Annotated in this window: 16 protein-coding genes, 1 other RNA gene and 3 pseudogenes; 8 read left to right on the top strand and 12 right to left on the bottom strand. The window is 33.6% G+C overall.

The genetic code is table 11. The features are described 5' to 3' along the window. Window positions 1–29: 29 nt before the first annotated feature. Complete coding sequence (gene map / locus MJ631_RS05115; protein ID WP_007302317.1) at window positions 30–812, top strand: type I methionyl aminopeptidase; 783 nt, start codon at window positions 30–32, stop codon at window positions 810–812. Window positions 813–842: 30 nt separating this feature from the next. Here the strand turns inward: map and MJ631_RS05110 are convergent, their stop codons facing one another. Together MJ631_RS05110 and MJ631_RS05105 are read right to left on the bottom strand one after the other, a co-directional pair. Beyond that, window positions 843–2,054, bottom strand: a complete 1,212-nt coding sequence (locus MJ631_RS05110) for an MFS transporter (protein ID WP_012481950.1) — start codon at window positions 2,052–2,054, stop codon at window positions 843–845. A gap of 325 nt (window positions 2,055–2,379) precedes the next feature. After that, the gene (locus MJ631_RS05105) at window positions 2,380–3,327 is read right to left on the bottom strand and encodes an IS110 family RNA-guided transposase (RefSeq protein ID WP_262986230.1); all 948 of its coding nucleotides are present in this window, start codon (window positions 3,325–3,327) and stop codon (window positions 2,380–2,382) included. A gap of 307 nt (window positions 3,328–3,634) precedes the next feature. Between MJ631_RS05105 and rsmH the strand changes: the two genes are divergently transcribed. Then, entirely contained in the window at window positions 3,635–4,519 is an 885-nt protein-coding gene (rsmH, locus tag MJ631_RS05100) for a 16S rRNA (cytosine(1402)-N(4))-methyltransferase RsmH (protein ID WP_213863862.1), read from the top strand. A 326-nt stretch (window positions 4,520–4,845) separates the two neighbouring features. Here rsmH and MJ631_RS05095 read toward each other — a convergent pair whose 3' ends face one another. Continuing rightward, on the bottom strand, window positions 4,846–5,145 hold the full coding sequence (locus tag MJ631_RS05095; RefSeq protein ID WP_007302320.1) for an ETC complex I subunit: 300 nt from the start codon (window positions 5,143–5,145) through the stop codon (window positions 4,846–4,848). A 142-nt stretch (window positions 5,146–5,287) separates the two neighbouring features. On the opposite strand from MJ631_RS05095, the gene MJ631_RS05090 reads away from it, so the two are divergent. Both MJ631_RS05090 and pth read left to right on the top strand, forming a co-directional pair. Further along, on the top strand, window positions 5,288–5,899 hold the full coding sequence (locus MJ631_RS05090) for a 50S ribosomal protein L25/general stress protein Ctc (protein ID WP_007302321.1): 612 nt from the start codon (window positions 5,288–5,290) through the stop codon (window positions 5,897–5,899). Beyond that, window positions 5,899–6,462, top strand: coding sequence for an aminoacyl-tRNA hydrolase (pth, locus tag MJ631_RS05085; RefSeq protein ID WP_214303145.1), 564 nt, complete (start codon window positions 5,899–5,901; stop codon window positions 6,460–6,462). The genes MJ631_RS05090 and pth overlap by 1 nt, the downstream gene beginning before the upstream one ends. A 34-nt stretch (window positions 6,463–6,496) precedes the next feature. Here pth and recA read toward each other — a convergent pair whose 3' ends face one another. After that, entirely contained in the window at window positions 6,497–7,564 is a 1,068-nt protein-coding gene (gene recA / locus MJ631_RS05080; protein ID WP_214303146.1) for a recombinase RecA, read from the bottom strand. 114 nt (window positions 7,565–7,678) lie between these two features. Between recA and truA the strand changes: the two genes are divergently transcribed. Beyond that, window positions 7,679–8,416: a tRNA pseudouridine(38-40) synthase TruA gene (gene truA / locus MJ631_RS05075; protein ID WP_007302324.1), complete on the top strand. Its 738-nt coding sequence runs from the start codon at window positions 7,679–7,681 to the stop codon at window positions 8,414–8,416. 1 nt (window position 8,417) lies between these two features. On the opposite strand, the gene dnaN is transcribed toward truA, so the two are convergent. The 7 genes from dnaN to ffs all read right to left on the bottom strand — a co-directional run bounded on the left by dnaN (window position 8,418) and on the right by ffs (window position 14,404). Then, window positions 8,418–9,569, bottom strand: a complete 1,152-nt coding sequence (gene dnaN, locus MJ631_RS05070) for a DNA polymerase III subunit beta (protein ID WP_007302325.1) — start codon at window positions 9,567–9,569, stop codon at window positions 8,418–8,420. A 111-nt stretch (window positions 9,570–9,680) separates the two neighbouring features. After that, window positions 9,681–10,178, bottom strand: coding sequence for an invasion associated locus B family protein (locus tag MJ631_RS05065; RefSeq protein ID WP_019078627.1), 498 nt, complete (start codon window positions 10,176–10,178; stop codon window positions 9,681–9,683). Then, the gene (locus MJ631_RS05060; protein ID WP_012481951.1) at window positions 10,171–11,064 is read right to left on the bottom strand and encodes an RNA polymerase factor sigma-32; all 894 of its coding nucleotides are present in this window, start codon (window positions 11,062–11,064) and stop codon (window positions 10,171–10,173) included. Before MJ631_RS05060 ends, MJ631_RS05065 begins: the two co-directional genes overlap by 8 nt. 291 nt (window positions 11,065–11,355) lie before the next feature. After that, window positions 11,356–12,033 carry a P44/Msp2 family outer membrane protein gene (locus MJ631_RS05055; protein WP_214303147.1) on the bottom strand — a complete coding sequence of 226 codons (678 nt, stop codon included), beginning with the start codon at window positions 12,031–12,033 and terminating at the stop codon, window positions 11,356–11,358. A gap of 336 nt (window positions 12,034–12,369) precedes the next feature. After that, window positions 12,370–12,684 (bottom strand): YbaB/EbfC family nucleoid-associated protein, encoded by a 315-nt coding sequence (locus MJ631_RS05050; protein ID WP_007302329.1) that lies wholly within the window; start codon window positions 12,682–12,684, stop codon window positions 12,370–12,372. Window positions 12,685–12,705: 21 nt separating this feature from the next. Next, the gene (dnaX, locus tag MJ631_RS05045) at window positions 12,706–14,289 is read right to left on the bottom strand and encodes a DNA polymerase III subunit gamma/tau (RefSeq protein WP_262986229.1); all 1,584 of its coding nucleotides are present in this window, start codon (window positions 14,287–14,289) and stop codon (window positions 12,706–12,708) included. 16 nt (window positions 14,290–14,305) lie between these two features. Further along, window positions 14,306–14,404: signal recognition particle sRNA small type (gene ffs, locus MJ631_RS05040), an RNA gene on the bottom strand. A 109-nt stretch (window positions 14,405–14,513) separates the two neighbouring features. On the opposite strand from ffs, the pseudogene MJ631_RS08160 reads away from it, so the two are divergent. Continuing rightward, window positions 14,514–14,636, top strand: a pseudogene (locus tag MJ631_RS08160) (WPE palindromic element domain-containing protein); the annotation flags it as partial. Between the two features lie 203 nt (window positions 14,637–14,839). Continuing rightward, a pseudogene (locus tag MJ631_RS08055) lies at window positions 14,840–14,986 on the top strand (glutathione S-transferase family protein); the annotation flags it as partial. A 511-nt stretch (window positions 14,987–15,497) separates the two neighbouring features. On the opposite strand, the gene MJ631_RS05030 reads toward MJ631_RS08055, so the two are convergent. Beyond that, a complete protein-coding gene (locus MJ631_RS05030; RefSeq protein ID WP_214303242.1) occupies window positions 15,498–16,517 on the bottom strand; it encodes an IS110 family RNA-guided transposase in 1,020 nt (339 codons plus the stop codon). Between the two features lie 118 nt (window positions 16,518–16,635). Between MJ631_RS05030 and MJ631_RS08050 the strand changes: the two are divergent. Then, window positions 16,636–17,145: pseudogene (locus MJ631_RS08050) on the top strand (glutathione S-transferase family protein); the annotation flags it as partial. Between the last annotated feature and the right edge of the window lie 4 nt (window positions 17,146–17,149).

The following is a 17,149-nucleotide window of genomic DNA, read 5'->3' as shown; positions in this document are numbered from 1 at the left end:
GCAGAAAATTACAATAAAACGTAAGAAACATGAACATAACTATACATTCACAAGAAGATTTTGACTTTATGCGTAAAGCTGGCAGGCTTGCAGCTGAAACCCTTGATTTTATTGCACCACACGTCAAAGTAGGCGTAACAACTAATGAATTAAATGATCTATGTCATGATTTTATAATCAATGCAGGTGCAATTCCAGCACCACTGAATTATAAGGGATATCCGAAATCAATTTGTACTTCGAAAAATGCTGTTGTATGTCATGGTATTCCTGATGATAAACCTCTTAAAGATGGAGATATTTTAAATATTGACGTTACAGTGATTTTAAATGGCTGGTATGGTGACACAAGTCGCATGTTTTGGGCTGGTAAACCCTCAATAAAAGCAAAGCGTTTGTGTAATGCTACTTATAATGCGCTAATGGAAGCAATAAAACAAGTCAGGCCAGGCAATAAGTTAAATAAAATAGGACTTACTATAGAAAAATATATTGAAGATTTTGGATATTCTATCGTACGCAATTATTGTGGACATGGCATAGGAAAGGTTTTTCATGCTCCACCAAATGTTGTACATTTTTATGATGAAGGTGAGGATCTTATCTTAAAAGAAGGCATGTTTTTTACGGTAGAACCAATGATCAATGCTGGAAAACATGAAACTCTGCTCAGCAAGCTAGATGGCTGGACAGTGACAACACGTGATCTTTCACTTTCTGCACAGTTTGAGCATACGCTTGGAGTCACAAAAGATGGAGTTGAAATATTTACACTATCACCTAAAAATTGGCATTTTCCACCTTATGATTAGATTTTTTAAACACTTGGTTTTTGAAAAAATCTAACTCTTAACTTGTGATATAGCAACTAACCCAATTAATGCACAGAAAATCATGTAAAAACTTGCTAAAGTTCCTTGTCCTGTAACTTTGATAATAGTTGTGCATATAAATGGTGCAAGACCACCAAAAAATCCCGAAGCTATATTTCTTGATAAACCAAATCCACTGTATCGTACCTTTATTGGGAATAATTCACACATAAACGCGCTAACAGGACCAAGAGAAGCAGCTATTGGGATTATAAAAAGAACGTGCGCCATTATGGTGAGCAAATTATTACCACTTAGTATCATTGAAAAAACTGGATAACTTACTACTATAAAAGTCACAAATGCAAATTTCATGACTCTTTCTCTCCCTACCTTATCAGAAAGTATTGCAAATAGTATAGTCAATCCTCCAAGTGCAACCTGATTCAATATTTCTACTGCGTGATTAAAGTGAGTGTTTATTGTTGATGCAAGTAGATTAAAAAACACTAAATATATGTAAAGAGATGCATTCTCAACTATGTCAACTCCAATTGATATTAGAAAAGGTTTTTTATAGCCATTTAACAGTTCTTTTAACGGTAATTCATGTGGCTTTTCCTGCTTTTTATATTCTGGGCTTTCATCGAGTATATATCTCATATATATACTGATTAATCCTATTACAAAACTGAAAATAAAAGGCAATCTCCATCCCCAAGATTCAAAATCGGATACTTTTTTGCATATAAGCACCACTATAAGACTTAATATTGAGCCAAGAATTGCGCTCAATACTTCAATACTGCCAAAGAATCCTCTTTTATTTTTAGGAGCATGCTCTATTAAAAATGGGGCATTTCCTGCCTCTCCTCCAAGAGATATACCCTGCAATAATCTTAAACATACCACCAGTACTGATGCGAGTACCCCAATGTTCTGATACCCTGGAACAAATGCAATAAGTACGGTTGATAGAGTCATCAATATGATAGAGAGAAATAGAGCAATCCTTCTTCCATATTTATCTCCAATGTGGCCAAATATAGCAGCACCAATTGGTCTTATTAAGAAACCCACTGCAAACACTCCAAAAGCTTTAAGTATGCTGACTAATTTGTCGTCTGATGGAAAAAACACATCTCCGATTATGCTTATTAGATGGCTGAAAAGCATGTGATCATACCACAACAAAGTGTTACAAATTAAACTTGATAGTATTACTTTTGTTATTTGTTGCACGAAATCTTCCGTAATTTGTTTGATATTATAGTAATATTACTTACTTTTTCAAACGTGAATTATGTAAATGTTATATTAATAATATTATCTTATTAAATTTTTATATCGTTGATTATATTTAAATCAACTATGTTTTTTTTTAATTTTTCATTTGTATAATTTTGCAACTTTACCCAACCATATAGATAATAAAAACCCGTTTGTCATAGAAACAGAATTCTATATCAAACAGCTACTGCAACAATTTTCGTTTAAGCTATGTGAACAAGCACTTTAAGTTTATGTGGATGCACAATATTCATTTCAATTACTGCTATGTAAATTTTTAAACATTCAAATTAATTGCCTCTTTAAGCCTTGCATTAGCAATTACTATAATTTTACGCATTAGAGCTGTTATAGCTACCATCTTCTTCTTACCACTTTCAACAAGCTTAGAATAAAAGGTGCCAAGTGCAGATTTGGACCTTGCAGCAGACATGGCAGATGTAAAGAGCTTTGAACGAACATTACTTCTACCTCCTATAATCCTTCGGTAACCAACAGTTTTACCACTTTCCCTAGGATGAGGTGCAACTCCGGCAAGACTTGCTACTTCTTTTCTACTTAAGTAACCAAGCTCTGGCATTAAACACAGAAAATCTTGTGATAACTTTTTACCTATTCCAGAAACTGTTTTAAGGATTTTTTGACGTTGTTGTAGTTCATGGCTTCCATCAATAATTTTTTGTATAGTATCATTGAGTTCGTTTATTTGACTATCGAAAAATTCAATGGTCTTCTGACAACTTTTCTTTATATGATCATTTTCAGGAGCTTCCAGTCTACACTTTTCCTGAGCTCTCATTTGCGTAATGTCATCACGACGTTGACAAAGTGCAACCAGGGTTAATTGTTCTTTTGATGTAGGTACAAATAGAGAGAGAGTTCTATGGCGTTCAAATCCATATTGAGCAAGAGCCCTCGCATCTGATTTATCAGACTTTGCTACAGTTCCGTGAGACAAGATAAAGCTTTTTACTTTACGAGTATTAGCTCGATGTACTGCAATATTCTTGTCAATAAGAAAATGTGACAAACCAAGCTCATATTTTCCTGTGTTTTCCAAAGTTACTAAAGAATTAGGTAGAATATCTGAAAACTTTTGAAATAATTGTTGCCAACCATCAGAATCATTGTCAAATTTGACAGCGTTCTTCTGTTTGTGAATTGCAACGACATTTTTAAATTTTCCGATGTCAATGCCAATAAAATTTTGATAAGATGTAACCATAATAAACCTCGATAGTTTTAGTTAATTTAAGATTGTAAACGGGTGCATATATATGTCCCAAGCAACTATTCAAACGTATCGAGAGATGGGCTAGTGTACCTTGATTTAAACGGTTGTAGTACCAATATTCTTCCGGTCGCACACGCCCATGATAGTCCTATTCCTATAGTGAGTAGGGCTATCTTTCCCTCTTATCCTCTTTTATATCACATTTTCAACTTACAATATTCTTATACTATACCTATATATTTCCATATATTTTTTGGCGAGAAAGTTATTTTAATTTAAGTGCACAAAGTCTCTTGATATGACACATACTCCAGTTTTGTTAAAAGAGATGCTATTTCAATTAGCACCACAAAGTGGTGGCATATATGTAGATGCTACATTTGGGGCTGGAGGATATAGCAAAGCAATATTGGAATCCGCTGATTGCAAAGTGTATGCAATTGATAGGGATGAAACAGTTACCAAATTTTATGATGATCTAAATGTTAAATACCCTAATAGAATAAAGTTATTTATTGAAAAGTTTAGTAATATCAAAGATTTATTAGATAGTAATAATATTAAAGGTATCAATGGAATAGTTTTCGACGTTGGAGTTTCATCTATGCAGCTTGATAATGGAGATAGAGGATTCTCATTTCTACGTGATGGCCCACTTAACATGAGCATGGATAACTATTCTCATATGAATGCTTCGACATTTGTTAACGCTTTACGTGAAGAAGAGATTGCGAACACTATATATAATTATGGGGGTGAGCGTCATTCCCGCAGAATCGCAAGAGCGATAGTAAATGCGCGGAAGAAGAAAATTATCAAAACTACATTTGAACTTGCGGATATTGTACGTTCTGTAGTGTTTCGTGGAAAAAGCAAGATTGACCCTGCAACTAGGACATTTCAGGCAATCAGAATATGGGTAAATGATGAGCTAGGAGAGCTTGAAAAGGGTATTAAAGCTGCATCTGAGATTTTAAGTGAAAACGGCAAATTAATTGTAGTTACCTTTCATTCTCTAGAAGATCGTATAGTTAAAACCCTTTTTAAAGATTTGTGTGAACCAGGACCTACCAAGACATTCTCCCTTTTAAACAAAAAAGTGATTAAAGCAAGTGCGGAAGAAATAAATGCAAATCCGCGTGCGCGTTCAGCAAAATTAAGAGCTATACAGAGGTTATCATGAGGACCTTTCGTGCCATTTCAATAATTATGTTTTTCTTCAGCATTGTAGGATTATTTAAGGTAAAATTATATGTCCAATCACTAAATAAATAGCTAACACAAATAAAGCGTGAAATTAATTTAGTGCAAAGCAACATAAAAGTTCTTCAAGCAGAATGAAGTTATTTGAGTAATCCAAAAAAACTTGCAGTCTTACGGAGAAATACCTAAAAAATAACTCTTTGATACTAGCTAGCCAGGTTCAACTTTCTAAATAGCCGCAGTGCGTTAGCAAAATCATAGTAACGATTAGGTTTAGGTTTTTAGATAAACACACTACAATAAAATTTACTTTAGTATAAAGTTATTTGCATAAGATTTTGGCAGTCTTTTAACATCTTTTGGCATTTCAATTGTGTACTTTGTGTTGTGTTTCTTTGCGTAAGATATTGCTTTTTCAAGAGAATCAAACTTTAATACAATCTGTTTTTGGGGATCTTTTGAGCCAACCCATCCCATCAAAGGTTCAATATAGTAAGAACAAGGCTCAATTTTTAGGTACCAGAATTTTGTATTACCTAAGCCAGATTGTGTTGCAGTTTTTGTTGGCTTATAAATCTTAAAAACTACTTGATCGTTAATACTCATAGCTCTTACTACGTAATCTTAAGTATATATCTAAATAAATTTTTCCACAAAGAATTAGTGTGAAAGAATGAAGTTTGAAATAAATATTTTTATGTTATATTATTAAATTATATAAAAAGGATTAGCTGAATAGGAGTAATCGATGGCACAGCAAGAAATGGTAACAATTAATGCAGAGTTACGTGATGTAAAAAAAAAGAAAGCGATGCAGGCTCTGAGGGAGAAGGGAAGTATACCTGCAGTTATATATGGTAAAGGGCATGATAACGTAAATTTGACATTGTCTGCAAAGGAATTTACTAAACAATATAAATCAGGTGCTCTTTCTGCACATTTAATAGAACTAGATATTTCAGGGAAAAAAGAATATGCTCTTGTTCGTGATATTCAATGGCATGTAGTAAAGGATACTGTGCAACATGTTGATTTTCAGTTTGTTGATAAAGGTAGTGAAATTAAAATAGATATACCTTTATCATTCATCAATGAAAGTAAATCACCAGGAATCAAATTAGGTGGAGTGCTTAATGTTCTGTGTCGTTCTATTACTGTCAAATGCTCTCCTGAGAAAATACCTCAAGTCATAGAAATTGATTTGTCTGGCAAAATGATTGGTCAATCTATACATATCAATGATGTAAAATTGCCAGAAGGTGTTAAATTTGTAGCTCATGAGGAAGAAAATTTCACCATTGTAACAATCTCTGCTGCCGATAGTGATGTTGAAGAAACTCAAACAAAAACAGAGGAGTAGTGCATTTAATAGCTGGGCTTGGTAATCCTGGTAGTCAATATGAGTTAACTCATCATAATATTGGTTTTATCGTTATTGACGCAATCTACAAATATTGGAATTTTCAGTCATTTTCTAAGAAAGCCGATTACTTGATAACCTCTGGCATAATTAACAATAATAAAGTTATGCTAATAAAGCCTTATTCGTTTATGAATAATTCAGGTATTCCTGTTGCAAAAATAAAAAATTTTTACAAATTATCGCTAGACAATATTGTTGTCATACATGATGATGCTGACTTGAAATTTGGAAGAATAAAAGTAAAAAAAGGTGGTAGTTCTGCTGGACATAATGGACTTAAGTCTATAGATAGCTTTATTGGTAATGATTATTGGCGTTTAAGATTTGGAGTAGGCAGGCCTGAAGGTCAGAAAAGCTTAGCAGACTATGTGTTATCAAAATTTGAAAATTTTGATAACGTTATCCTCTTAGTGGAAAAAATAGCAAAAAATATACACCCAATGCTGCAAGGAGATACCACAGCTTTTATCAACTCGGTTGAGAGTGAAACTTTAGTATAGCAAACGAATACTGCCCAATACAAACTAATTTAGATTAGAATACTGATTCTTCTAGAAGTTGTTCGCGTTCCTCTTCTATTGCAATGGAATTATCATGATTTTTAAATAAATCTCTGATTTTTGTTTCTATTTCACTTGCAATTTCTTTGTTTGCCTTGAGGTAACTTTTTACATTTTCTCTTCCTTGGCCAAGACGCGTATTGTTATATGAATAATAAGCACCTGCCTTTTCAAGTACACCAAGTTTTACTCCTATATCTATTATTTCTCCAAGTTTTGATATGCCTTCATTGTACATTATATCAAATTTTGCCTCTCTAAACGGAGGAGCAACTTTATTTTTTACAACTTTAACTCTCGTTTCATTACCCGTAATATTCTCCTTATCCTTTATCGCACCAACTTTTCTTATATCAAGTCTTATAGAAGTATAGAATTTTAACGCATTTCCACCAGTGGTAGTTTCAGGATTTCCATATACTACTCCTATTTTCATACGAATTTGGTTGATAAATATCAATATACAGTTTGCTTTTGAAACTACAGAAGTTAGTTTCCTGAGTCCATGGCTTAGAAGTCTTGCTTGTAGTCCCATGTGCTGATCGCCCATATCCCCTTCAATTTCAGCTCTTGGAGTTAGTGCTGCAACAGAATCAATAACTATTACATCAACTGCACTAGAACACACTAAATACTCAACAATATGCAACGCCTGCTCTCCAGTGTCTGGTTGTGAAATTACCAAATCATCAGTTTTCACTCCAAGTTTACGAGCATATATAACATCCAGTGCGTGTTCCGCATCGATAAATGCACATAAACCTCCTTTTTTCTGTGCTTCAGCAATTACATGCAAAGCAAGGGTAGTTTTACCAGAACTCTCAGGGCCAAATATCTCAATTATACGTCCTTTTGGCAATCCCCCAACACCCAGAGCTGAATCAAGTGCAATCGACCCTGTAGATATCGTGTCTATTTTTTCTACAGGATTTTGCTTTAGTTTCATTATTGCACCTTTACCGAATGCTTTTTCAATTTGACTTATTGCATTATCTAGTGCTTTTTGCTTATCATTATTTCTTTCTTCTGGATTATGTGCCATGGATCATTTATTAACTTGTATAGTCTCCATGGTAATTGAACGCAACCAATCTGCCAAGGGTTTTTTAATAACGAAGAACGTTAGTTACCTAAAATTAGATAGATAGACTTTGTAGTGCGATACAAAATAACGATAGAATACAATGGTAGTAGTTTCTCTGGCTGGCAAAAGCAACAACACTCTGCTAACTCAATTCAGGAAACCATAGAAAACGCTATATTTAATTTCAGTGGCGAGAGAGTCTCTTTGCATTGTGGTGGCAGAACTGACACAGGGGTTCATGCTTTAGGGCAAGTTGCTCATTTCAATATGGAAAGGCAATTTGAGCTTTACAGAATAAGAAATGGAATAAACTATCACTTAAAAGCGATTCCTATAGTTGTGCTTAGTGCAGAAGCCGTAGATGATGCATTTCATGCGCGATTTTCAGCAAAAAAAAGATATTATGAATATAGAATAATTAATCGCTACGCTCCTGCAGCTCTGGAAATCGGTTATGTGTGGCAAGTATTTAACCCACTTGACGTAAACATCATGCGTGAAGCTGCTAGACACCTACTTGGAAAACATAATCTTTCAAGCTTTCGCTCAAAAGATTGTCAAGCTACAAATCCGGTCAGAACAATCGATGATATTGATATAGTACAAAACGGAAGTCACATATACATCAAAATATCTGCGATTTCCTTTTTACATAACCAGGTGAGGATTATTGTTGGTACTTTAGTTGAATTTGGAAAAAATAGAACTAATCCACAAGAAATGCTAAACATATTAAGTCAATGTAAAAGAAACGCTGCTGGAATCACTGCACCGCCTCACGGCTTATACTTAGTAAAGATAGATTACTAGCTTAAGTCCTCATTGGCATTACTATATATAGTGCACTTGGATCATCTTCATCAGTGATAATTGTAGCGCTATTACCATCTGATAAGCTAAATTTACACTTGTTTTCTATACAGGATAAAACATCAAGTAAATAACGAGAATTAAATCCTACTTCCATAAGAGCTCCATCGTAATCCACTTCTATAGACTCAGTTGCATCACTACACTCTTGGGAATTTGAATGTAGAGTTAATAAATTCTCTTGCAATGAAAATTTAATTGATTTTATTTTATCGGACACAACAACGGAAACTCGGTCTATAACACTAGCAAGTTTGCTACTCTCAACAATCATTTGTTTATCTTGAGACGTTGGAATAACGGCTTTGTAATCTGGAAAAGTTCCATCTATCAATTTTGATATTAGAATATACTCACCACATGTAAATTTGATTTTTCTATCTGAAAGTTTTATATTTATCTCATTACAATCATCCAATACTTTCAACAGTTCCATGATAGTTTTACGTGGAATGATCACCCCAAATTCTCCGTTGATATCTTCAGGTTTAGGCCTTTTTATACATGATAAACGGTGGCCATCAGTTGCAACGCAGTACAGAAATTGCTCATCTGTATGCAGATATATCCCATTCAAATTATACCTTGTATCATCTAGCGACACAGCAAACTTCGTTTTAGTCAACAAGTCTACCAAATCTGCACTTAGTAGAGTGAAATCGTATTGATGATCACCTTCTTCAAGAACAGGGAAGTTATTTGAAACTACGTTCGGTAAAGAAAAATTTGCATTTCCACAGGATATCAATAATTTTCCTTGATTATTCATTTCGAAATTGACATCCAAATTAGTTGGCAATTTTTTCACTATATCATGTAAAGTATGTGCTGAGATTTTCACTTCTCCTTCTGCTGATACATTTGCAGTAAGTGAGGCAAATATTGAAATGTCAAGATCAGTAGCCTTCAATTTTATGCTACCATATTGTGCTTTGATATTTATACACGCTAAAACATCTATCGCGTTGCGCCTTTCAACCACTCCACTTACCCTGGATAGCGTATTCAAAAGGCTTGCACGACTTACACTAAAACGCATTTGTTCACACACAGAACTTTGTTCTTTGATTCCTATATCTACAATTTTTGACATATTAATTCTCAAAAATATATTTTAAATGATATTCATATTCTATGTAAAGTGATATCCATATTTTTGTCTGAGAGACAAAACAGCCTATCTTATACTTTAGTGATCAATAATTTACTTTGTATGGCATAAGTCATGCATTTTTTGGTACGCTTTTTGAAAGCCAAGCAAGGAATAAGTATCATCAACATTTGCTGTTTTTACTTTTCCATTAACTACCATTGATAATCCCTGCTTCATTTTTAGAATCAAATCTTGGTCCATTTTTGTATCATCTGTCCACGCAAGACTTCCCTGTATTATTGGCAATTGATATTTAATTTTTTTATCGATATTGAGAACTACAGGCTCATTATTATACTGAAAGCCAGAAGTGACGCTCACCTCATCTGCTTTTTTATCAACGTAACTGACCATTACATACGGCTTGCGATCGGCTGTATAATGTTCACTTTTTTTCTTAGGATGAGATACAATATAACACACTTTTTCACCATCTTCCAATGCAGTATACACAAACCAGTCTTTATATTTTTCGCTCAGTTGTACATTACTAACCGATGCAAGAGTGTCTATTGAAAGAAATATTAGAAATACGAAAAGACTACGCATGTAAACCGAATTTCAAACTCTCTGATTTTATATGTTGTTTTACCTTACTCATCGCTTGCTCAGCCAGCTGTCTTATTCTTTCTCTTGAAACACAATATTTTTTGCTAAGCTCATCCAAAGTCTGAGTATTCTCAGATAAATATCTGCTAATGAAAATGTCTCTTGATCTTTCATTAAGACTTGCCAGCGCATTGCTTAAAATTGTTTCTTTTAATGCCTTTTCTTCATGATTCTGGTAAGCTACTTCTTGACTAACTAAATTACACGGAATCATATCTTGTAACTCCTTTTTAGAGTCATCACCTATTTTTATACAATTATTTAACGACTGATCCTTACAAGCCAGACGATAGCTCATCTGTACAACATCTTCTTCAGATACAGAAAGCTCATTTGATATTGCTTTTATTTCTTCTTTACTCAAAGTTTCTCTGTTTGTGTATTGTAAAATTCTTTTTTTTATTTTACGTAAACTAAAAAACAATCTCCTTTGTGCTTGCGTTGTACCTATTTTTACAAGTGACCAAGATTTTAATATAAAGTCTTTCATTGAAGCTTCAATCCACCATACTGCATAAGTTGAAAAACGAAATCCCAAGTCAGGATTGAACTTTTTCACTGCATGCATTAAACCCATATTTCCTTCCATGACCAGGTCCATCAACAATAGACCGTAATTCTTAAATTTCATTGCAATTTTTACTACCAAATTCAAATGGCTAGTAATCAACCTGTGAGCAGAAGAAATATCCTGGTATTCTTGCCAATTTTTTGCTAATCGCACTTCCTCTTCTTGGGAAAGCATAGGAAATTTTCGCACTTCAGCAATATATTGCATGAGATTAGTGCTACTATTAACACATAAATTTGCTACTGGGGTCAACATAATAACTTAAATTAAAACTCTATACATATAATATATTGATTTTCAGTGAAAAATTCAAGCTTTAATTAAAAAAGCACAATTTTACATCTAATTGAGATCTTAGTAGCAATACACTTCAGTATCAGCTACCTGATTAACATTGCTAGCGTGTAACGATAAAAACTACATTAAATAAATAATGTGTTATTCCAGTGCTAAAACACTGGAATTCACATTTCTTTTTTCTAGATCCCAGTGTCATGCTACTTGAATGACAAGAAAAACCCACTGGGATAATAAGACAAAGATAGACTAGAAATTAAACGCTACTCCAGCTTCCGCACCAACAGCGCTGTAAAGGACGTTGATCTCTTTAGTAGCTGATACTGTTTCTTTATTAAAACTAGCACCATAAGAACCAAAATAACGAGCACCAGCAAAGAGTTTGATTTCTGGAGTTACATCATAGCTAACACCAGCTTTTGCTTGATAAGCAAAACCAAATCCTTTTTGCTCTTTAACTGCATCAGCTTTTGAAGGATTGCTGATATATGCTGCACCAACACCAACACCAACGTATGGAGTGATAGGCATATCTTCAATCGCTATATCGTAATAAACGTTAACCAATCCTGAAAACGCTGTTACACTATCTGCAGCCTTGTTATCAGATACTACAGTTGCATCTTTAGTCAATTGTGAGTAAAGCCCTTCAACATCAACTCTAATGTCATCCATTTTATAACCAAATGCACCACCACCAGCTATAAAAGATCTTGTTAAGGGACTATCCTTTTCTTTACCTGTTGCATTTGTAATACCATCAACTTTTGTATAAAAAGGTAAAATTTCACCGTTGTATTGTAAACGAACGTAGTAGCTAGTTTCTTCATCACTTATTGGACCAATAGGGTCTGATGAAAAAGCAGAGTTTGATAGGCTTAGCAACGTCACTAAAGCAGCTGCCGAAAAAAACTTTTTATAATGCATAATTGCCCTCGTTAAAAAAATTAAAATTCCACTTTAGCAGTCTAAATAATAACTAAAGTTAAGTCAAGTGCTAACTTAATAACATAAAACCTTCTGTATCTTAACTAACTTTTAGGAAAATACAAAGATTTTATTAATTAATAAATAGAGTTACTCTACTTTTTTTACTCTTGATCTTCTGACACCTATTTCACTAATGTCTTTTTATCTTCTGATCTGCATTCATCATTGTGAATTGCTGCATATTCATGCAGTAATATGAATGTACTTCATGGAAGTACTAGTATAAAAGGAAAACACTTAGTTACTGCATTAAGGCAAACTTCAGTAGTAAATTTAAAAAGGAAGTTTAAATCCAGGTGGTAACCCCATCATACCTGCAAGATCAGAGGTTGCATTTGCCATATCTTCTTCTGCTTTTTTAATGGCATCATTAAACGCTGCTGTCACTAAATCTTCTACTATGTCTTTTTCTTCATTTCTCATAAGCTCTAAGTCTATGTTTACCTTTTTAGCTTTATAGCCACCTATTTTTATAACTTCCACTAATATAGAAACTTTGCCACCACCAGAAATACCTTGAAACTCTTTTCCAATATATTTTTCTTGGGCTTCCGCAAGCTTTTTTTGCATTTCTTGCGCTTGCTTCATTATTTGACTGAAATCCACAACCTACTCCTTATTTTCTATATTAACTACCTTTGCACCTTTAAACGTATTTAATATATCCTTAACTACAGGTGCATAATTTAAATTACTCACTTCCCTATTCATATAACTCGTATCAACTATAATAACCCACTCCTGATTAGTAGCTTGATTTAAGTAACTTTTCAAGTCATTACAAAAATTACTGTTCAAGTTAGATACAGCTTTTAATTTTAAATACCCAAATTTACAATCTATTAATTTTAGATTACTACACAGTTGTTTGTAAAGATAAATTTGGTTACTCCGCCTTAATAGTTGCAAAATCTTATCAAAATCGTAATTTTGTTGTTTATTTTTCACATGGATCCCAGTGTCACGCACTGGGATGACAGAGTGGGGTTTTTCCACATATTTTTTTGGATCCGAGTAGTCAGTTACTTGGATGACAGAGGGGGAAGGTGCAACAGGTCTGCCCTGTCTATTTCCTTGCTCTACATTCTGTGAAAGAATTTTTTTGATCACCTGTTCCGGAGAAGGCAAATCAGAAAGATAACAAAGGCTAATTAACATCATTTCAGCAGCAACCTCATTGCATGTTGAAATTTTTATATCTTGAATACCCTTAAGCAGCACCTTCCACAATCTCGAAAAAAATATTAAAGACTTTTTTGCACTCAAATCTTTTACTCTGCTCTTCTCATATTCTGTATCAATCTCTTTTGTAATTAAAAAACGGCATATTAACTGGATTGTTTGCAGCAGATCTTCAAAAATATTGAGCGGATTTGCTGTTTTTACCACATTGTCGAATACTAACAAAGCCTTCTGTAAATCACTATCTAATACTGCTTCCAGTAGATCAAATATAACGTTTCTATCTACTAGACCAAGTATGTCTGTAACACTTTGAGTGGATATTGTACCATCTTTGCTATATAGCAATGCTTGATTCATAAAAAATAAAGCGTTACGCATTGAATTGCTACAGTGGTGAGCAATTAATTCCGATGCTTCTTTTTCAATAAAATAATTTTCTTTTTGTGCAATATCATTTAAACGCTCCATTATCTTAGCTGAAGGAATGTTATGTAAGTCAAACCTTTGACAACGTGCAATAACAGTTATTGGTATCTTTTTTATTTCTGTAGTTGCTAGAATAAACTTTACGCTAGATGGTGGTTCTTCTAGAGTTTTAAGTAATGCATTAAATGCATTACTGGATAACATGTGTACTTCATCTATAATGTAAACTTTAAATTTAGAACTTATTGGTAAATAGCAAATATCTCCCAAGATCGCTCTAACATCCTCAACACTAGTGTGACTTGCCGCATCGATTTCAACTACATCTGGATGGCTTGAATTTTTTATTGCCAGACAACTTGTACATGATCCACAAGGTTCAAAAGTTGGCCCCAATGAGCAGTTCAAACATAAAGCTATTATTCTTGCAGTGGTGGTTTTACCAATTCCACTGCTACCAGAAAGCAGTATAGATTGTGGAATTTTGTTGAGAGTAAAAGCATTTTCTAGTATACGCACCAATATATCTTGACCTACTAAATCTTTAAAGCTACTAGGACGATATTTTAATGCTATGTTCATAGCCTAGAATAAAACAAATAGTACAAATAGGTATGCAACCCAAAAAGATTCTGATATGGTTGCTTCATTTCTGACCTGACCAAGTTACAGAATTTTTGCCTGCATACCTTATCAAAGGTTATACTTTTTTTTTTTTTTAGCAAGGTATATTCTATATTAGTCTTATAATTTATATGTTAGACCTTTTGCAACATTACTTTGGAGTAAACAGCCGTTACCTAAAATACTCTTCTTCTGTCATCCCAGTGTCCAGACACTGGGATCCAGAAAACTTAATTTTAAATGAATACATTAGGCTGTTGTATAATAAGAACTGGATTCCAGTGTCAATCACTGAAATGACACCCTTCCGGTGGGGATTGCTCTCAAACTACAATGTTCGTACAGTTGTACTGGGATTCAAGTATAAAAATATTTGGAAATTATACAATGGACAATGGATTCTAGGAATATATGTTAAAAGTAATGTCCATAATGAAATAAGCTGGATTCCAATGTCACGTACTGGAATGACAACATATAGGTATTGGAATAACAAAAGAGGAATATTATGATTTTATATCATTTTCCTCTTTGTCCATTTTCACGAAAAGTTAGAGCTCTTCTCAAGGAAAAAAAGCTGAGTTGTGATTTGGTATATGAAAATCCATGGGAAAAGCGGAATGAATTCATGGAGATCAATCCAATCGGACAAGTTCTCTAATTGCATAAAAGTCAACAATAATTTTTTGTATCATGAAAAATATTTTTTGATGTAAAATTCAGCTCTAATACAACCTTTTATTTATTATTGTATTATCTTATTCAATCAAAAGAGGTTTTATTGGCAATAAAAACATCAACACTAATTTCCAATTAATCTCTTTTAAACTATGTAGCCAATGAATATGTGGATAAATACGTCCACACAAACTTAAAGTATTTATCCACATATTCATTAAGCTTATAAAAACTAAGGTATCATTCTTTTCCTCTATAGTCTTAATGATTTTACATAAGTTAAAAGTAGCATGCTTCCATTGTTCTCTCCGCGGTCTAATATGGCTAATTCATATTGTAGCCAAGCCGCACTATACTTGTTAGGCGGAAGTGGACGGCAACATGTACGCCACGAAGTCTATGCTTCAACTTATCCTCTTGCTTATCCCTTCCATCGGCATTGCTATCTTTACTTTCAGTAAAATTATTGTTTTATACTTCTTTAGTGTTTATTGATAGCAAAACTCTTTTCTATCGATTAGCATCTTATGCATAATCACGGCTAATTTTCTTGCTACTGCAACAATTGCTTTTTTCATGCCCTTTTTCTTTTTAAGCTTCAATCCCCAGCTTCTTAATTTAAATGTCCTTTTACATTTTACCAGTAAGACCTGCGCGGCTTCATATAACATATTCCTACAGTCCACTGGTCCCATTTTTGATATACTTCCGTGTCGATCAATCTCACCAGAAGCGTACTGTCTTGGACTTAATCCCATATAGGCTCCAACTGTATAAGATGTTTCAAACCTATGCAGATCATCTATTGCAGCTTTATATGTCATTGCTACTATAATACCAACTCCTGGAACAGTAGTTAATAATTTACAATCCTCATCTTTTTTGCTTTGTTCTGAGAGCATTTTATCAAGTTTTCTTATTGATTCTTCTATTATTTCTAAACTATGTACTAATGATTCAATTGAGGTTTGGCTAATTTCATCTAGATTATTAACCATTTCTTGCACTTTTAAAGCAAAGTTTGCAGAACTAAGACGTTGATTAACTTTTATCCCGTATATTTTCAGTAATCCCCTTATTGTTCCCGCAATTTGCTCTCTGCAACGTATTAATTGTCTTCTGCTTCCAAGTATTATTTTAACCTGACAAGCTTCGTCTGATTTTACTAATACCTCCTTAAATAGCCCAACTCTCATCATTTGTGCTATGCCTCTTGCATCATTTTTATCATTCTTATTGATTCTCGCAGATAATGCTGCTGCCATATGCCTTGCATCTACACAAGTTACTGGTAATCCAAGATTCCTCAACTCTTTGCACATCGATATTGATAATTGCCCGCTTTCTATTCCTATGGACTCGTATTTTTTGTTTTGACCAAGCAGAAACTCAGCTATTGCACTGCTTTCACTTGCAACAACCCCTTCTTTAACAATTTTTCCTTTCTCATCAATGATACTAATAAAAGTTTCTTTGAGTGAGACATCTAACCCGCTATAATGTTTCATGAGACTACTCCTACTGTAAAAGTTTAAATTATTCTTGAAGAACTAATTCATTGAATTTGTTACTTCGTGCTAAAATAATGGAGTATGTCTCTCCATCATTCAATAGCAATTACAGTATGTACCAGTATTAATAGATAATAACTTTGTAATAGCGGATAGTAATGCCATTTGTGAATATATAGAAGAGATTTACAATAGTAACGTCAAATTACTTGGTTCATCAACTATTATTAAGTCTAAAATACGCGCTTTAATCAATTGGTTCGATAGCAAATTTTACAATGAAGTTACTAAGTATATTATGAATGAAAAAGTAATTACTAACCGCAGCCCTGACTCTAGATTTCTTCATGCAGCTCAGCATAACCTGCCTTACCATATGGAATACATCGAACACTTAATTAACAAGAACGTTTGGCTTGCAACCGATAAGTTCACTTTAGCCGATATTACTTTAGCATCACATATTTCTATAATAGACTACGTAAATAGTTTTCCCTGGGAAAAAAGTAAGATTTTAAAAGAATGGTACTCCATTGTTAAATCAAGGCCTTGTTTTCGCGAAATATTATTAGAGAGAGTTTTTGGCTTAACTCCCCCTAGACATTACGCTGACCTTGATTTTTAACTTG

The sequence above is a fragment of the Wolbachia endosymbiont of Oryzaephilus surinamensis genome, assembly GCF_025617515.1.
Classification (GTDB): Bacteria; Pseudomonadota; Alphaproteobacteria; order Rickettsiales; family Anaplasmataceae; genus Wolbachia.
Note: the sequence above shows the minus strand (reverse complement) of the source record. Positions and strands in the feature narration are given on the sequence as shown.